Genomic DNA, 15544 nt, shown 5'->3' with positions numbered 1-15544 from the left:
TGCGCCGGGCTGTCTCCGCTTCGCTCCAACAGCCCACAAACGGGGCCGCGTTGCGGCCCCCGAAGTGCCGCCGGCAAGCCGGCGGTGGGCTCCGCGTTGCGGAGCCCTGGCAGGTCCGCTTCGCTCCCCTGCCTATCGGCCGCGTTGCGGCCGAGCTGGCTAGTAGGCGCTTGGCCGGGTGTCTGGTGGGGCATGGTGGTCGTTGTGACTGATGTGTCTCAGCCTCAGGTTCGTTTACAGCTGCATGACTTCGTGCTCGACCCGAAGGACCCGGACGTCATGCGCAAGGTCCTGACGGTGGAAGCGGATGTTCTGACGTTTGACGAGGGCACAGTTACCTTCTGGCTGCGCGGGGTTGAGGTGGCCACCTTCCCTTGGAGTGCGGTGCGCGCGGTGGAACTGGCATCGAGTGCTCCTTCGGCAGCCACTCGTGCGTACTCAGTGGACGAGGTCAGGAAGCGTCACGGCAATGCGTACCAGCGCTGGACGCAGGAGGATGAGCAGCTGCTCGTCGAGCTTCATTCCTCGGGGCATGGTGTCGAGGCTCTTGCTCGACGGTTTTCGCGTCAGCCGAGTGCGATTCGTTCGCGGCTGACGAAGCTGGGGGTGGAAGAGCCTGGGGGCCAGCAGGACTCTCCTGCCCCCCCCCATTCTGACGGTGGCTCACTCGTTGTTGGACACAGCCCGGGGGAAGTCGTGCAGTATCCCATGGTCGGCCTCTTGAGTGTGAGTATGCCCTGGTTCCGGTGCGGGTCCCGGGCGGCTTCTGCAACCGTGATGAGAGTGTTCCCGGAGGGCCAAGGTCGTTCGAAGATGAGAAGCCTGCATCATAATGGTGCGGGATAGATTTCTCTCTGAGGGCCTACTGCCCCCGAGGGGCGAAGAGAGGCAGGGCGGATCGTATGGCTAGGCAGCGGCCTCGTCCTCATCAGGTCGAGGCGGTGGACGCGGTAGTGCGCGCACTGGCTCAGTCGGCGAGTCCTGTGCTCTCGGAGGGCGGGCTGCGCGCTCAGGTCATCGCTGCCACGGGAACGGGCAAGAGCCTTATCGCGGTCGAGGTGGCACGGCGGTTGCGCGCCCGGCGGGTGCTGGTGTTGGTGCCCACTCTTGATCTGCTGGGGCAGATGCTGGACATGTGGCGGGCGGGCGGCCGTGGCGGGCGGATGTTCGGCGTGTGCTCGCAGCGGGAGGGCGCCGGGCTGGGGGTTCCGTGCTCGACTGATGCGGCCCAGTTGGCCGGGTGGCTCAGGGATGCGGATCGGTGCACGGTGTTCGCCACGTATGCGGCGGTGGGGCTCGGGGTTGTGGAGCGGGCGCATACGACCGGGGTCGGCCGGTGGGATCTGGTGGTGGTGGATGAGGCACATCGGACGTCGGGTGCGCTGGGTAAGCCGTGGGCGGCTGTTCATGACAATAGCCGGGTGCCAGCGGTGCGACGTCTGTATATGACGGCGACTCCGCGGTTGTGGGAGGTGTCGGCGGAAGAGGCTGCGGATGGTGGGGGGCGTGGTCCTGCTCGGTTGGTGGCGTCGATGGACGATGAGGCGGTGTTCGGGCCGGTGGTGTACCGGCTGACGATGTCGCAGGCGATCGAGCGGGGCCTGATCGCGCAGTACCAAGTGGTCTGTGTGGACATCGCCGACCCCCAGGTCCAAGCCGCGCAGCTGGTCGGTGAGCAAGCCCGGACGGATGCGGTGCGCGGAGTGCGGCTGGCGGCGCTGCAGACGGCTGTACTGAAGACCGGAGCGGAACACCGGCTGCGCAGGATCTTGACCTTTCACCATCGCACCAGCGAAGCGGAGGCTTTCGCAAGCGGGCTGGGTCGGGTTGCGAAGGCGCTGTGGGAGAGCGATCAGGAGGTATATGCGGAGCCGGGGCTGGTGTGGGCCGACTGGTTGTGCGGGGAGCATAAGACGGTGCACCGGCGCCAGGTGCTTGAGGAGTTCTCGACGGGGATTGTGGACGAGACGGTGATGGAGTGCTGTGTGCTGTCGTCGGCGCGTGTGCTCGGCGAGGGCGTCGATACCAAGAACTGCGATGCTGTCGTCTTCGCCGATGTCCGGGGGTCGACGCCCGATGTCGTTCAGGCCGTGGGGCGGGCGCTGCGGATGCGGCCTGGGGAGGGCAAGACAGCGTCCCTGGTCGTGCCGGTGTTCCTCGGGCCGGGTGAGGAACCGGACGAGATGCTTGTCTCCAGGGCCTATGCCGACCTGGCCAAGGTGTTGACCGCGCTGCGCGCGCACGACACCGAGGCCGTTGAGCAGCTCGCTGTCCCTCAGGCTCCCGGTCGTCCGTCCGCCGGTGGAACCGCGATGGCGGCGGACGGTGAAGGAGGGGTCAGCGGGCCGGCTCAAGGGCTGCTGGCCTTCTCCACACCGCGGGATCCGGTGAGACTGGCGGCGTTCATCTCCGCGCGGGTCCTCAAGCCTGAAGGCGAATACTGGCGCCGCGGGCTGCAGGCCGCACTTGCCTACTACGAAGACCATGGGCACCTGAGCGTTCCCATCGGGCACACGGCGCCCGATGGATTCCCTCTCGGGGCATGGATCGGCCGGCAGCGGCACGCGCACCAGCGCGGGGACCTCGCCGAGGAAAGAGTGCGGCAGCTCGACGAGTTCTCGATGATCTGGTCCCACCACGCGGTGGCCTTCGACGAAGGACTGGCCGCGGCGTGCGGGTGGGCCGCCGAGCACGGGCACCTTCTGCCCCCCACCGAAGCCACCTGGCAGGGCTACCCGCTCGGCATCTGGCTCAAGAACCAGCGCGCCGCCGCCCGGCGCCCCGCCCCCTCCCAAAAGGAGGAACGGGTGGATGGTGCGGTAGCAGGTGCCCTGAGTGCAGAACGGCGTCGAAAGCTGGACGATATCGACCCGGCATGGTGCCCCGTGTGGCCAATCGCCTGGCAACGCTGCTTCCACCTCGCCCGCGCCCACCTCGCAGGTGACGGGTTCCTGCCCGAGGAGGACGGCCTGCTCATCGTCCAGGGCGAAGACATCGGCCGCTGGGCCCGCATCCAGCGCGCCGAGTGGGACACGCTGACTCCTCCGCAGCAATGGCTGCTCACCGAGATCCTCGGCCTCGGCCCGCTCGACGAACCGGAGCCGGCTGCTGTTCGGACACCTGTGCCCCGGCGCAGCCGAGCCGAGATGTGGGCCGACAACCTCACAGCCGCACGCCAATACGCGCAACGCGAAGGACACCTGAACGTACCCCGATCGCACATCGAGAACATCGGCGGTACCGAACACGCACTCGGCGTGTTCATCGCCAACTCCCGGACACGCAAGAGCAATCTCGCATCCGAACGGGTCGAGGAACTGACCGCGATCGGCATGAGATGGAGCTGACAGACAAGGTGGACTCGGCGATGAGTGCCAGTCGCGTGTGGGACGTGCTTGCCGCAGCACGGGCGTCCTACAGGTCCGAGGTCTCACCGCACTACGACGAGGTGTTCTGGGAGGTCGCAGGCCGCGTGGAGGTGGCGGGCTGTCTCGGCAAGGCCGACATCGCCGCGCTGATGGTGTGGAAGCGGCTGTCGGCTCGGACACGGTGGGTTACGGATCTTATGTCGCTGCCCGACGTGGCGGTCCGAATGGCCACTGCCGAAGCGGTTCGGGCGGTACGTGGCACTGAAACCTCCCGTGGTCAGGCAGCTGGGGCGGGACGAGCTGCCCTGGTTGATCTGCCGGGGTTTCACAAAGGCGATGCATTGGCATCGGCGGTCCTGACAGCAGCGGCACCGGCACGGATGGCAGTCTACGACCGCCGGGTGCAGCAAGCTCTGGACTCTTTGGACCTGACCCTCACCGCTACGCCTGGACGGTACGGCCGCTACATGAGCCTCCTGGAGCAGCTCCTCGAACAGGGCGGCCATCAGGCGGAGGGCTGGACATGCCGTGACTTGGACACCGCCCTGTACTGGATCGGCGGAAGCTGGCCAACGACGTGACTCCCGGCCACGTGCGTTACCACAGCGGCGTAGGGGCCTGCACGTCCCCCTACGGGCATCTGATCCCTGTGAGGGATCCCGAGGCGCTGGATCGCCCTCCAGCGCCAGCCCACAGCCGGCGACCAGCCGCCGCGTCCTTCACCGACGCCCACGCGGACATAACGGCCCACCAGAATGATCCCGACGCCCTCTCCCCCAGCGACCAGTACCGACTCTGCTGGAGGTGTGCGACTTGGTAACCGCCGAAGAGGGACGGGGCCTGGGCCTGGCCGCAGGTCAGGCCCAGCATCGACGTCACCCACCCCGTCATCCCTGCCAGTACCAGGCCGCCGCGAAACTCAACCTCGCCCTGGTCGCGGCAATCGAAGCCGACCGCGGCAGCCACAGGCGAGCAACAGCAACGTAGGCAGAGCAGTACACGCGGATCGCGCACAATGCGCTGCATGTGTACGTCGCCAACACAAGATCCTCATTGAGGACTGTCATTTCGCCGTGTACGGTGACGGCATGAAGGACGACGCTCGTTCCACCTCTGATCCGCTGATCACCGGTGCCGAGATCGCCCGGCTGGCCGGAGTGACCCGTGCCGCGGTCTCCAACTGGCGGCGCCGCTACGACGACTTTCCTGCGCCTGCCGGGGGCGGGACGACCAGTCCTCTCTTCCGCCTTACCGAGGTGCGTGCCTGGCTCGCCAAGCAGCGCAAGGGACAGGACGTATCCGACGAAGTCAGACTCTGGCAGTCGCTGCGCGGCGCGTACGGGGACGACCTCATCCGGGGGCTCGCCGCGGTCGCCAGGCTCCTGTCGGACGGCACCCCACCGCCAGGTCTCGCGCCCGAGATCAGCCGGCAGACGGTGGAGGTCGCCGAGAACACATCGAAAACCGAGCTGATCGCTGCTCTCGCCGAGCGCTTCTTGGACTCCACCCGCCGGGCCGGCTCCGATCAGGTCACCTCCCCCCGGATCGTCCAGGCTGTGCGGCACTTCGCTGGCACCGTACCGAACAGCGCGAGCATCGTGGACCCGGCTTGCGGGATCGGCAGCCTTCTCCTGTCCCTCGGCCCAGCATCCGGCCCCACCCGCCACGGCCAGGAAGTCGACCCGGCGATGGCCGAGTTCGCCCAGATCCGCGCCACCCTCACCGGCCGTGTCCCCAGCGACATCCGGGCCGGCGACTCGCTGCGCGACGACCAGTGGCCCGACCTCCAAGCGGACCTCGTCGTCTGCGACCCGCCGGTCGCCTCCCCCGACTGGGGCCGTGAAGACCTCCTCCTCGACGCCCGCTGGGAACTCGGTACTCCGTCACGCGCCGAGGGCGAACTCGCCTGGCTCCAGCACGCCTACGCCCACACAGCTCCCGGGGGCAGGACCATCATGGTGATGCCCGCGTCCGTCGCCTACCGCAAGGCCGGCCGCCGTATCCGCGCGGAACTCGTCCGCCGTGGCATCCTCACCCAGGTCGTCGCCCTCCCGCCCGGCACGGCCACAGCCCACTCCCTCCCCGTGCACCTCTGGTTCCTCCTGCGCCCCAACCCGGACGGCGCACAGGCCGTCCGGATGGTGGATCTCACCGCGAACTCCCCGGACGGCCCTCTCGACCCCGAACCCGACCAGACTGTCGACGTCCCTCTCATCGACCTTCTGAACGACACGGTCGACCTCACCCCCGGCACCCACGTCCGTGGAACCCACCGCGACTACCTGACCGAATACGCGAACCTCCGCAGCCAGCTGCAGGACCAACTCCACGCCCTGGACGCCCTGCTACCCCACCTCGCACCCGGCAGCGGCCCCGGCACCCTCGACAACGCGTCCGTCAGCGTCGCCGATCTCGCCCGAGCCGGGCTCGTCGAGTACACCGACGGCGATCCTGCCTCAGCTAGCGACCAACTCGACACCGACTACCTTCACGGCTTCCTCCTCAGCCCCGCCAACAAGCGCCGCTCCACCAGCACCAGCGGCGCCTTCCGCGTCGACGCCCGTGGTTCCCGCATTCCTCAGATGGGCATTGAGGATCAGCGTCGCTACGGCGCTGCGTTCCGCGCGCTGCAGGAGTTCGAGGAGCGTACCCGGCAGCTCGCCAAGCTCAGCGGACAGGCCACCGCCCTCGCCCACGAAGGCCTCACGAACGGTGCCCTAGACCCGGCCCTCGAGGGTGCGTGACTCCCCCGCTCACCCGTGCACGGGCAGGAACCCGCTCGCCGTCCCGCTCCACGAGACAGCCAGCGCCTCCCGGGCGCGGGTGCACGCGACGAATAGCAGACACCGCTCGCGCAGCAGGTCCGTCTCATGCTGCAGCCCGTCCACCTCGACCGGAGTGATCTCGCGGGCGAACGGCACGACGGTCGCGGTCACCCCGAGGACGGCCCCGGCCCGGAACTCAAGGCCCTTCATGGCGTGCATGGTGGCCAGCCGCACGCCATCCGTATCCGGCCCCAGGTTGTCCTTGACGCGCACGACGGGCACCCCGGCGCCGACCAGCTTGTCGTGGCACCTGTCGAGCAGCACGTTGAAGCGCGTGCAGACACCGATCTCGGCTGGACGGATCCCCTGGGCGATCCAGTCCTGGACCCGCTCCACGAGGGCAGCGACCTCCGCCTGCTCGGAGCCGTAGCCGCCGATGTGCGGCTTGCGGCCGTGCAGCAGGGACCGGTAGCCGGCCAGGCTGTCGTTCCCCTCTCCCCCCAGGTCCTCGACGGGGACGGGGCCGAGGATGCCGGTGGACCAGGCGAGGATCTCCTCGGTGCTGCGGTAGTTGATGCGCAGCCGGCTGGTGCGGCCTTTGACGGAGATCCCGAGCGAGCCCAGCGACACCCGCGAGTCGTAGATGCGCTGGTGCGGATCGCCCGTGATGAACAGGTCGTCCGGGCCGGGCGCGACGGCCGCCCGCAGGACCCGCCACTGCGCTGGGTGGAGGTCCTGGGCCTCGTCGACCACCACGTGGTCGTATTGCGCCTTGGCTGCGACGAGCAGCCTGGCGGCCTCGGCACACACCTGGAGATGCGTGAGCGAGCCGCGCGCCCTCAGCTTGGTTGTGAACATCTCGACGGCCGGCCACAGCAGCTTCCTTCGCGTCGCCGACAGGGGTGTGCCGCGTCCAGGCCGGGCGGCGGCCAGGTAGTCGTCGAGGGTGCGCAGGTCGTGGGCGAGCACCACGTGCCGGTATTCCTGCGCCAGGAACTGCTCGGTCCATGGGAGGTCCAGGCGTTTGCGGACCTGTTGCCATATCTGGCGCTCCTCCCGGTCACCGATCGGAGAGGGCGCCCGGCCGCCGAGCTCGGTGACGGTCCGGTGCGCGTACGCGTTCACGGTCGTCACGTCCACGCGGGCGAGCTGCTCCTCGTCGCCGTCGAGGAGCAGCGCAAGGTTCTCTCGCAGTGCGGCCGCGAGGGCGTTGGTGTAGGTGGTGAGCAGGACGCGGCCGGCGGGCGAGCGGGACAGCAGGTGCTTGACGCGGTGCAGGGCCACGACCGTCTTGCCCGTTCCGGGGCCGCCGGTGACCTGTACCGGTCCGCCGTACGAGACCCGGTAGGCGACGCGGCGCTGCGAGGGGTGCAGGAAGACTCGCCAGGCGGCGAAGGGCTTGTCCAGGATGTCGGTCAGCTCGTCGGGGCCGGTGACCAGGGTGATACGGCTGGCGGTGTTGGTGATGGCAGACGCCAGGTCCTGCACGGGCTCAGGTGTGGCGTCGGCGGGCCGCCGCTCGGCGACGACATCCCGGTACACCTCTTCCGGGCTGAACCCTTCGGCCAAGTACTGCAGGACCTCGAACTGGTCCTCCGGCAGCAGGGTTCCGAACGCCTCCAGCTGCGGCTTGTCGACGACGGTCCGCACCGCCCTCAGCACCTGGTCGTCGATGCCGAGTTCCTTCAGCACCGTGTCGGAGTACTTCGCCAGCAGCAGCGCCGGCGCGGCGGCCGCGGCCTTCTCCAGGGCCGGGGTCAGCTGCTCGATGGCGACGACGTTGCGGACCTCCAGGGCGCGCGTTGCCGTGTTCACGGTGTAGAGCCGCTTGGCCGCCCAGGTGTACGCGTCATCGTGCGGCACCACATTGATCAGCAGGAAGACGTCACTGCCGTCATCGGGAGCGAGCACGACTCCGCGCCAGAAGTCGTTGATCCGGATCGTCCGCATCCGCGGGTCACGGGCCTTGTCCACGGACTCCAGGTGCAAGCCTTTGTCCGCGTGGAGTTCGGCGACAGTGAGCTTTTGGAACTTGGCCATCGCCTTGCGGACACCGGCCTTGACGGGCTTGTCCAGTACGTCGTAGCTCTCCCAGAAGCTATTCGCGAACGCCAGCTGCGGCATGAGCCCCTACCCCCTGACGGATATCCCATGAGCGATCATATGCGCAGGTCAGCTGCTATGCGGTAGGCGAGGGAGCGGACTTCACCCAGCAGTTCCGCCGGAGCTTGGTCCAGGTCCAGCGCGTGCTGGTGGATGACGATACCCGCGTGCCGGACCCGGTGTGCGGTGTGCGGGGCATTGCCCTTCGCGTAGACGAGGTGGCCCTCCGGCAAGCCGAGGGCGGTGCAGTAGGCGAGCATCTGATAGAGGTCGGCGTCGGGGTAGCCGTCGGGCTTCTCGGCCTTGTACTTGGCGTCGACCACGGCCTGCGGGATGCGCTCCGGCCCGTACAGCACGAAGTCGGGCTTCAACCGGATCGCGAACGCCTCGTCCAAGTGGTGCGAGTCCTGGAGGCGGCAGCTGCGGTCCGTACCCCGATACGCCTCGCGCAGGGCGACCGTCACGAAGTCCTCGAAGAGCTTGTTCATGTTGAACAAGAACCCGTCGATACGCAGCCCGCCCGCGGCGTGCTCGGCCGAGGAATCCTCCAGCACGACGCGAGCGAGGTGGAGGGCGTGGTGGTAGCGGGAATTGAGGCGCGTGGGACGCCAGGTGGGGAGCGCCTGACCGCGCACCAGCGGGGTGATGCCGGCGAGGCGGACTCGCTGGTGCAGCAGACGGCGGCGTACGTCGCGGGGCACCCCGGGCAGCCGCAGCAGCCGGTCGACAGCGGCACCCAGGATGCGATTCTCCGCGATATCGGTGGTGAACTCGTCATACGCGATCTCGACCGGCAGCCTCGCGCCGAAGCGGCGCCGGATCTGCTCAGCCTCACGGATCCGGCCCCGTACGACGATGGAGGTGTCCTCCACAGCCCGGTATCCCTGCAGGGGCCCTTGCCGCAGCGCCCGGTCCACCTGCCTCTCCACCGCGTATGCCAGGGCAGGCTGCAGGTCGCGGTGCTCGGCGACCTCCACCTGTCCGTCGCGCCAGCCTCGCGGGTCGCGACTGTAGCCGAGCAGGAAGAACAGTCGGGCGATGGGCACCTTGGGAATGATCCGCAGGGTGACGGGGCCGCCCCCCGGCACGTCCAGGGTCACGGCACCGACCTTGCTGCCCGCCCGGAGCACCCACTTCCCTGGTGCGTACGGATCAGGGGCGGCGTCGATGATGCGTGTGGCGGCGAGCGCCCGGCCGACCGGGTCCGGGAGCGGACGGCTGACGGCCGGGGCGTGCTCGACCAGCTCGATGACGGCCGGGGTCGTCACGAAAGGGATTCCCTGAGCGCTGCGAGCCCGTACCGCTTCTCGATGTCCACGCCCTCCCCGTAGTGGTGCTCTTCCAGCAGCGGCAGGATCTTCGTGCGCCAGGTGCGCTCGAGACCGCCTTCCCGGTAGACGCCCTTCTTCATCAGGTATGAGGGGCCTATACGGAAGTCCGCATCCTCGATGCGGGAGTTGAGCGCGTCCAGCAGGTCCGCCGGCTCGCTGTCCCGTTCCTGGGCATCCAGCCACCGCCTCAGCAGTCCGCTGGTCGGCTCGGTGCGCGGGGACAGCTCGACGAACGCGAATCGGCGCCTCATCGCGGCGTCCACCAGTGCGATGGACCGGTCGGCGGTGTTCATCGTGCCGATGACGAACAGGTTCGGCGGCAGTGCGAAGTCGTCACCCGAGTACGTCAGCCGCACCGACTTGTTGCGGTACTCCAGCAGGAAGTACAGCTCGCCGAAGACTTTCGCCAGGTTGGCCCTGTTGATCTCGTCGATGATGAGGAAGTGCGGGATGTGCCGGTTGCCCTCGCGGGAGGCGAGGTCGGCCAACTCCCGCAGCGGACCTGCGGTCAGCCGGAAGGCGACCTCTCGGGTGTCCGGGTCCTCCTTCGGGCGGAACCCCTCGAAGAAGTCCTCGTAGGCGTACGAGGGGTGGAACTGCACCAGCTTGACCTGCTCGGGCCCGCCGCCGAGGAACTGGGCGAGTTCGAGCGCGAGATAGGTCTTGCCGGTGCCCGGCGGCCCGTACAGCACGAGCTGCCGCTCGTCCCAGAGCAGATCACGCAGCTCGCGCAGCCACGCCGCGTCGTGCACCAGGAGCTCGGCCGCCAGGGCTTCGTCCGGCTCGGGTAGTTCGAGCTCGCGGCGGCGTTCGGTGATGGCAGCGATCTCGGCACTCACGGCGCCCTCGTCGGCTGCGGCCTCGGCCTCAGCGGCCAGTTCGGCGTCGGACAGGCCGAGGCCGTCGAGCAGGGGCTTGACGACGGTCAGGTCCACCACGTCGTGCTGGACGGAGAGTTTCTGCTGCAGCTCCTCGGGAAGCACGTCGTAGGCGAATCCCTGGGCCTGCCACTCGACCGGCCGGCGCAGATTGGACCGCCCGCCGTCAGACCCGATCTGCTCGGCGGAGCCAGTGACCTCTCCGACGTACAGCCGCCCGCCGGAGATGGTGCACACCGTGTCACCGGGCTTCATCCGGGACAGGAAGGCGTGCACGGCCTCGACCAGTTCGAGTTTCTGGTTATAGGTGGCCGCCGAGGAGTAATCCTCCTCGATCAGGGAGCGGAGCCGGTCCTTGCTCACCCCCTGCTCGACGCCCTGCCGAAGCCGGGAGGCGGCGAGCGTGACCCGCTGTTCGGCAAGCCACAACCGCTGGACCAGGTCGAGGCCGGAGACATTGGACCCGCGCACCAGCCAGGCTCGGCTGGGCCCCCACCCCATGTGATTGAGGAAGTCGGCGAGTGGGTGCCCGTCGGCGGTCTTCCACTCCACCCATCCGTTGGCGCTGCGCCCGACCAAAATCTCGGCTGCTGCCGACGGCGAGTTGCACTCGATGTCCCGGACAGTCTCCAGCCAGCCCTGCCAGGTCGCCGACTCCCGGATCGCGCCCTCCTCGATCAGCTGCTGCCGCAGCCGGTGAGAGGACGGCATGCGCAGGGGAAACGAGGGCACCACGCCGGGCCGGGCCGGCGAATGCGCGAGGACGACGAACTTCTGGCTGCCGTTGGTGCCTTTCTCCGCCAGGAGGCGCCCCCTGGCCAGGGGACCTCCGCTGGGAAGGCGCAGCAGGAACTCCGGGTACTCCAAGGGCTCGGGAAGCCCGCCGTGCTCGTCACTCACTCGTGCTCCTCGGCCTGGTGTCTACGGGCTTCTCGTCGCCGGCAGGTGCCGACACTATCTGCGGCAATGAGGTTCACAGCCTGGCGGACGGCAGAACGTTCAGCAGCTCGGTCACGTCCTGGTGCCAGCCCCGCACCTCCGCGGGTGTGGGCGGCAGTTCGTACGTGTGGTGATGGCAGGCGGCGCTGAGGGACGACCAGACCGTGTACCACTGCCGGGCGACGGACGGTCTGACGTACCACTGCAGGCTGAGCATCCTGGTCCGGCCGTTGCGGGACATGTTCGTGGTGATTCCACTCCAGAAGCCGTCCAGGGTCTCGTCCAGTGCCAGCCGGAGCAGGACGGCGGCGGCACGGGCCCGCAAGCCTGGTGCCAGGGTGTGAACGACATCCGGCGGCGGATTGAGCAGTTCGTCGGCGGCGGCGAGGAGGCCGCTGGTGGGAAGGCTCATCGTGCCTGCACCGCCTTCGCGAGCCGCTCGGCGCGCCGGACCAGCTCCTTGCGGTCGCCGACGTGCACGGCCGCCTGATGCGATGCCTCGTTGCACTGCCTGATCAGCACCTTCGCCCAAGGCCCGTGTTCGGCGGCAAGGGCGTCGAGCACCGCGCCACGCTCCATCGACAGGGCGATCGCGGCGAGCGCGGTCAGGGGCCCCGCCTTCGCGATCTTCTCCTGCGCTGCATGCCGGCCGACACCGGCCGCTCGGAGAGACTTGCGGGCGGCCTCCAGGAACGCCGCTTCCAGCGCCACGCGACACATCGCCGGGAGCACCCGGTCTGCCACGTCCTGCGGCAGGTTGACGTCCAAGGCGATAGCTCGCGCCTCGTCCAGCGCCTGGCTGACCGGGTCGCTGACCGGCACGAGGTGCACAACCGAGTCGGTCTGCCGGGAGACCCGCTTGATCGTCGCCGTGATACCGAGCCGGCGAATGGCCTCCTCCAGGCGCGTGTCGTGGGTGAAGACCACGACCTGACGGTGGCGCGCGTAGAGGTCCAGGACCTTCGCCAACCCCTCCACCTTCTCCGGGTCCATGGACTGCACCGGGTCGTCGATGACCAGGAAGTTGAACGGGCTGGACGGGTGCGTCGCCCGCGGCATGAAGAGGGACAGCGCGAGCGAGTGCAACTCGCCCTGGCTCATGACGCTGAACGCGGGCGCGTCGATGGCGTCGACCGCGACGTCGAGGACAACCCTGCGCTGATTCGAGGCCCCGGCCAGGCTGATGGAGCCAAGGGTGACACTGCTGCGCTCGCACAGCAGCTTCCACACGGTCTGCGACTGGTCGGCGAAGGGCTTCAGACGGGCGTCACGCAGCTCGTCGGTGACTTTCCTGAGCCAGGCGCGGGCGGCCTTGACCAGTTTGCTCCGGTCATCCGCGGCGTAGGAGGCCTCCGCGTGCCGCAGCCACTCGGCGACCCGCCCAGCCATGGACTGCCAGCGGCCGTCCTGCTCGGCCAGGCGCAGCGCGGCGTCCTCGCGCGTTTGGAGGCAGGCGTCACCGAGCACGGCCTCGGCCCGCTCGGCACGGTCCGCCAGCTCGCGGGGGTCCTGAATCGTGCGGCAAGCGGCCCAGTCACGCCAGATTGCGGCGATCGCCGGCTCGTCGGCCTGGACCCAGGCGGGCACGCGGTGGATGAGATCGTGGATGTCACGTAGCGCGGCGGCCAGCTCCCCGCGTGCGGACAGCGCTTCGGCTGACTCGTGCTCGAGCCGCTCCACCTGCGCCCTGGCGCTCTCCGCCCACTTCTGATCGAGGCGTCCCTGCGTGCCGCACACGGGGCAGTCGGCGTTCTCCGGGTGCCGGCGGCGGTGCAACAGAGCCTCTTCCAGGAGCCCGATCAGTCTGCGGGCGTCTTCAGCGGAGCTGTGACGCGCGTCCTCCGCCTCGGCCGCCGCTATGCGAAGGCGCTTGACAGCTGCCGTCACTGCCTGGCGGTCGGGGGCCTCCAGAGCAGCGAGGCGCCGCAGCCGGGCCAGCGCGCTATCGTCGGCGACGGTGTGCCCCTTCAGCAGCGCCCGTACGCGGTCGAGGTCGGGACGGCGTCCGGCAAGCGCCGCCACCACCTCGGCGGCGCGGGGGTCGTTCAGCTCCGCAAGCTCCCGGAGCACGGTCGCCGTGAGGTCGGCCGTCGCCTTGACGGTGCCGCTCAAGGACTTGGCGAGCTCTCGGGCGTTGGCGTCGGTGTCGCTGAGGAATTCCAAGCCGAGGATCTCGGAGAGCGCGTCGTGCAGTGCGCTGAGTGGGCCGTTGATCAGCGCGCCGAGTTCGCTGTACGGAAGGAACGGTCGGTAGAGCGACAGCTCCTCCGGATTGATGACGTCGTTCAGCTCAGCGGACGCAGCAGCCGTCTCCACGACGGTGACAGAGTCGGCCAGTTGCTCACCGTGCCAGGCACGGCGGACCGTTGCGGGGGCGCCGCGGTCACCGAAGGCGAGGTCGACCGACACTTGCGGCTCCACGCCATGGTGCAGGTTGCGCCACCCCTGCCTCCAGACCTGCGTACGTCCCTGCCAGCGGAAGTTGTCCCCCGTCAGCGCCATCTCGGCGGCTTCCGCGAAGCTCGACTTGCCCGATCCGTTCCGGCCGGCGATGACGGTGAGGCCGGGTTCGGGGCGCAGCTCGAGGGTCGTGGCAGGCCCGATACCCCGCCAACCGGTGGCCGTGACGGACCGTAGGTACACCGGCCCGGCGCGCCCGGTGCCCCTGGGCTGGGTATCGGGCAGCAGTTCACGGAGCAGTTCCTGCGCGGCGGGCGTGAGGCCCGAGTCGGGAAGGCGGCTCAGCAGCAGGTCTGGCAAGGAGTCCTGGGCGGGCTGAGGTTCCTCGGTCATCGCAAGTGCTCCTTGAGGTGGGCGCGGCAGATGAAGGCCCCGCGTATGCAGGCGGCAGACGCCGTTACTGCAACAAGGATGACGATAACCTGTTAGCGTCGTCAACATACTTCAGATTTTCATTCACTCGATTTTGTGTACGCATGCTGGAGCCGGCGGACGCGAGGGGAGGCGCTGAGACGCCTCAAGAGGTTCCAGAGCGGGTTCGAAGTCAAGGCCCTCGCGGCATCGCGGCAATGGCCTCACCGCGGCACCGTCAGTGGGCAAACCCCGCGACAGGGGCCGCGACTGAGGTTTTCTCAGCGAAATGATCTTCGCGAAACGTTGTGAACCGCTCGCCCTTGGGCGGATCGGACGAACCCATCCTGGTCGTGGGCAGACGTAAAGCCCCTGGTAGGACAGGTCTCACCACAAGAACTCGTCCGAACCGCCAGAGGCTTCACGTTGGTCACCTATGTTGCCACGCTCGACGTCCCGCGCCACGTCGTGGACCACCTTTCACGACTGCTGGCCGCCCACCGGCGACGGCTGCGCACCCCGCGGGGATCTCGGGCGCTGGGCCCGTTCCGCCAGGCCCTGCTGGTCCTGCGCTGGTTCCGCGGGAAGGCTTGCGTGCACTGCCTGGCCCGCGACGCGGGCGTCTCCCAGGCCACCGGCTACCGCTACCTGCACGAAGGCATCGACGTCCTCGCCGAGCAGACTCCAGACCTGCACGACGTCCTGAACCGCTGCCGACGGGACGGAATGACGCACGTCATCCTGGACGGCACCCTCATCGCCTCCGACCGTCTCGCGGGAGTCCGCGACAACGGCAATGACCTGTGGTTCAGCCAGAAACACAAGGCATTCGGCGGCAACGTGCAGTTCCTGTCGTCCCCGGACGGCAGCCCGCTGTGGGTCTCCGACGTCGAACCCGGCTCCACCCCCGACATCACCGCCGCCCGTATCCACGCACTGCCCGCCCTCTACAAGGCCGCCACCGACGGCCTGCCGACACTCGCCGACAAGGGCTACATCGGCGCCGGCATCGGCATCCACGTCCCGGTCCGCCGCCCCAAGGGCAAGTCCGAACAAGCCCTACACACCGACACCCGCACCACGAACACCCTGATCAGAGACTTGCGCGCCCTCGGCGAACGGGCAGCCGCCGAGCTCAAGGAACGCTGGCGCGCGCTCAAGCACGTCTCCCTCAGCCCCAGCCGGATCGGCGACATCGCCCGCGCCACACTCGTCCTCAACGGAATCTGGAAATGATCTTCGCTGAGAAAACCTCACTCAGCGGCGAGGTTTCGCATGGCACGCACGTCACAGGATCCCGTGCTTCTCAAGATTGGTTTTGTACCTGGGAGCTGACACCGCTTGTCGCT

General features: G+C 68.6%; 10 protein-coding genes. 5 read left to right on the top strand and 5 right to left on the bottom strand.

The window, feature by feature from the left end; translation table 11 throughout:
- The first annotated feature begins 204 nt into the window (after positions 1-204).
- From OG370_RS41365 to OG370_RS41350, 4 genes are all read left to right on the top strand, one after another.
- The gene (locus OG370_RS41365; RefSeq protein WP_328459244.1) at positions 205-846 is read left to right on the top strand and encodes a hypothetical protein; all 642 of its coding nucleotides are present in this window, start codon (positions 205-207) and stop codon (positions 844-846) included.
- A gap of 56 nt (positions 847-902) precedes the next feature.
- Complete coding sequence (locus tag OG370_RS41360) at positions 903-3347, top strand: DEAD/DEAH box helicase (protein ID WP_328459245.1); 2445 nt, start codon at positions 903-905, stop codon at positions 3345-3347.
- Positions 3338-3949, top strand: coding sequence for a hypothetical protein (locus OG370_RS41355; RefSeq protein ID WP_328459246.1), 612 nt, complete (start codon positions 3338-3340; stop codon positions 3947-3949). Before OG370_RS41360 ends, OG370_RS41355 begins: the two co-directional genes overlap by 10 nt.
- Positions 3950-4456: 507 nt before the next feature.
- Positions 4457-6112 carry an N-6 DNA methylase gene (locus OG370_RS41350; protein ID WP_328459247.1) on the top strand — a complete coding sequence of 552 codons (1656 nt, stop codon included), beginning with the start codon at positions 4457-4459 and terminating at the stop codon, positions 6110-6112.
- Positions 6113-6121: 9 nt separating this feature from the next.
- Here the strand turns inward: OG370_RS41350 and OG370_RS41345 are convergent, their stop codons facing one another.
- From OG370_RS41345 to OG370_RS41325, 5 genes are all read right to left on the bottom strand, one after another.
- Positions 6122-8257 (bottom strand): UvrD-helicase domain-containing protein, encoded by a 2136-nt coding sequence (locus tag OG370_RS41345; RefSeq protein WP_328459248.1) that lies wholly within the window; start codon positions 8255-8257, stop codon positions 6122-6124.
- 35 nt (positions 8258-8292) lie between these two features.
- Positions 8293-9504 carry an McrC family protein gene (locus OG370_RS41340; protein ID WP_328459249.1) on the bottom strand — a complete coding sequence of 404 codons (1212 nt, stop codon included), beginning with the start codon at positions 9502-9504 and terminating at the stop codon, positions 8293-8295.
- Complete coding sequence (locus OG370_RS41335) at positions 9501-11345, bottom strand: DUF4357 domain-containing protein (RefSeq protein WP_328459250.1); 1845 nt, start codon at positions 11343-11345, stop codon at positions 9501-9503. Before OG370_RS41335 ends, OG370_RS41340 begins: the two co-directional genes overlap by 4 nt.
- A gap of 73 nt (positions 11346-11418) precedes the next feature.
- Positions 11419-11796: a hypothetical protein gene (locus tag OG370_RS41330; RefSeq protein ID WP_328459251.1), complete on the bottom strand. Its 378-nt coding sequence runs from the start codon at positions 11794-11796 to the stop codon at positions 11419-11421.
- Positions 11793-14177, bottom strand: a complete 2385-nt coding sequence (locus OG370_RS41325) for an AAA family ATPase (RefSeq protein ID WP_328459252.1) — start codon at positions 14175-14177, stop codon at positions 11793-11795. The genes OG370_RS41330 and OG370_RS41325 overlap by 4 nt, the downstream gene beginning before the upstream one ends.
- A 444-nt stretch (positions 14178-14621) precedes the next feature.
- On the opposite strand from OG370_RS41325, the gene OG370_RS41320 reads away from it, so the two are divergent.
- Positions 14622-15431 carry a transposase family protein gene (locus tag OG370_RS41320; protein WP_328473683.1) on the top strand — a complete coding sequence of 270 codons (810 nt, stop codon included), beginning with the start codon at positions 14622-14624 and terminating at the stop codon, positions 15429-15431.
- The last annotated feature ends 113 nt before the right edge of the window (positions 15432-15544 follow it).

It is taken from the genome of Streptomyces sp. NBC_00448 (genome assembly GCF_036014115.1).
Taxonomy (GTDB): Bacteria; Actinomycetota; Actinomycetes; order Streptomycetales; family Streptomycetaceae; genus Actinacidiphila.
The sequence above is the reverse complement of the archived record's forward strand: the minus strand, read 5'-3'. Positions and strand labels throughout refer to the sequence as shown.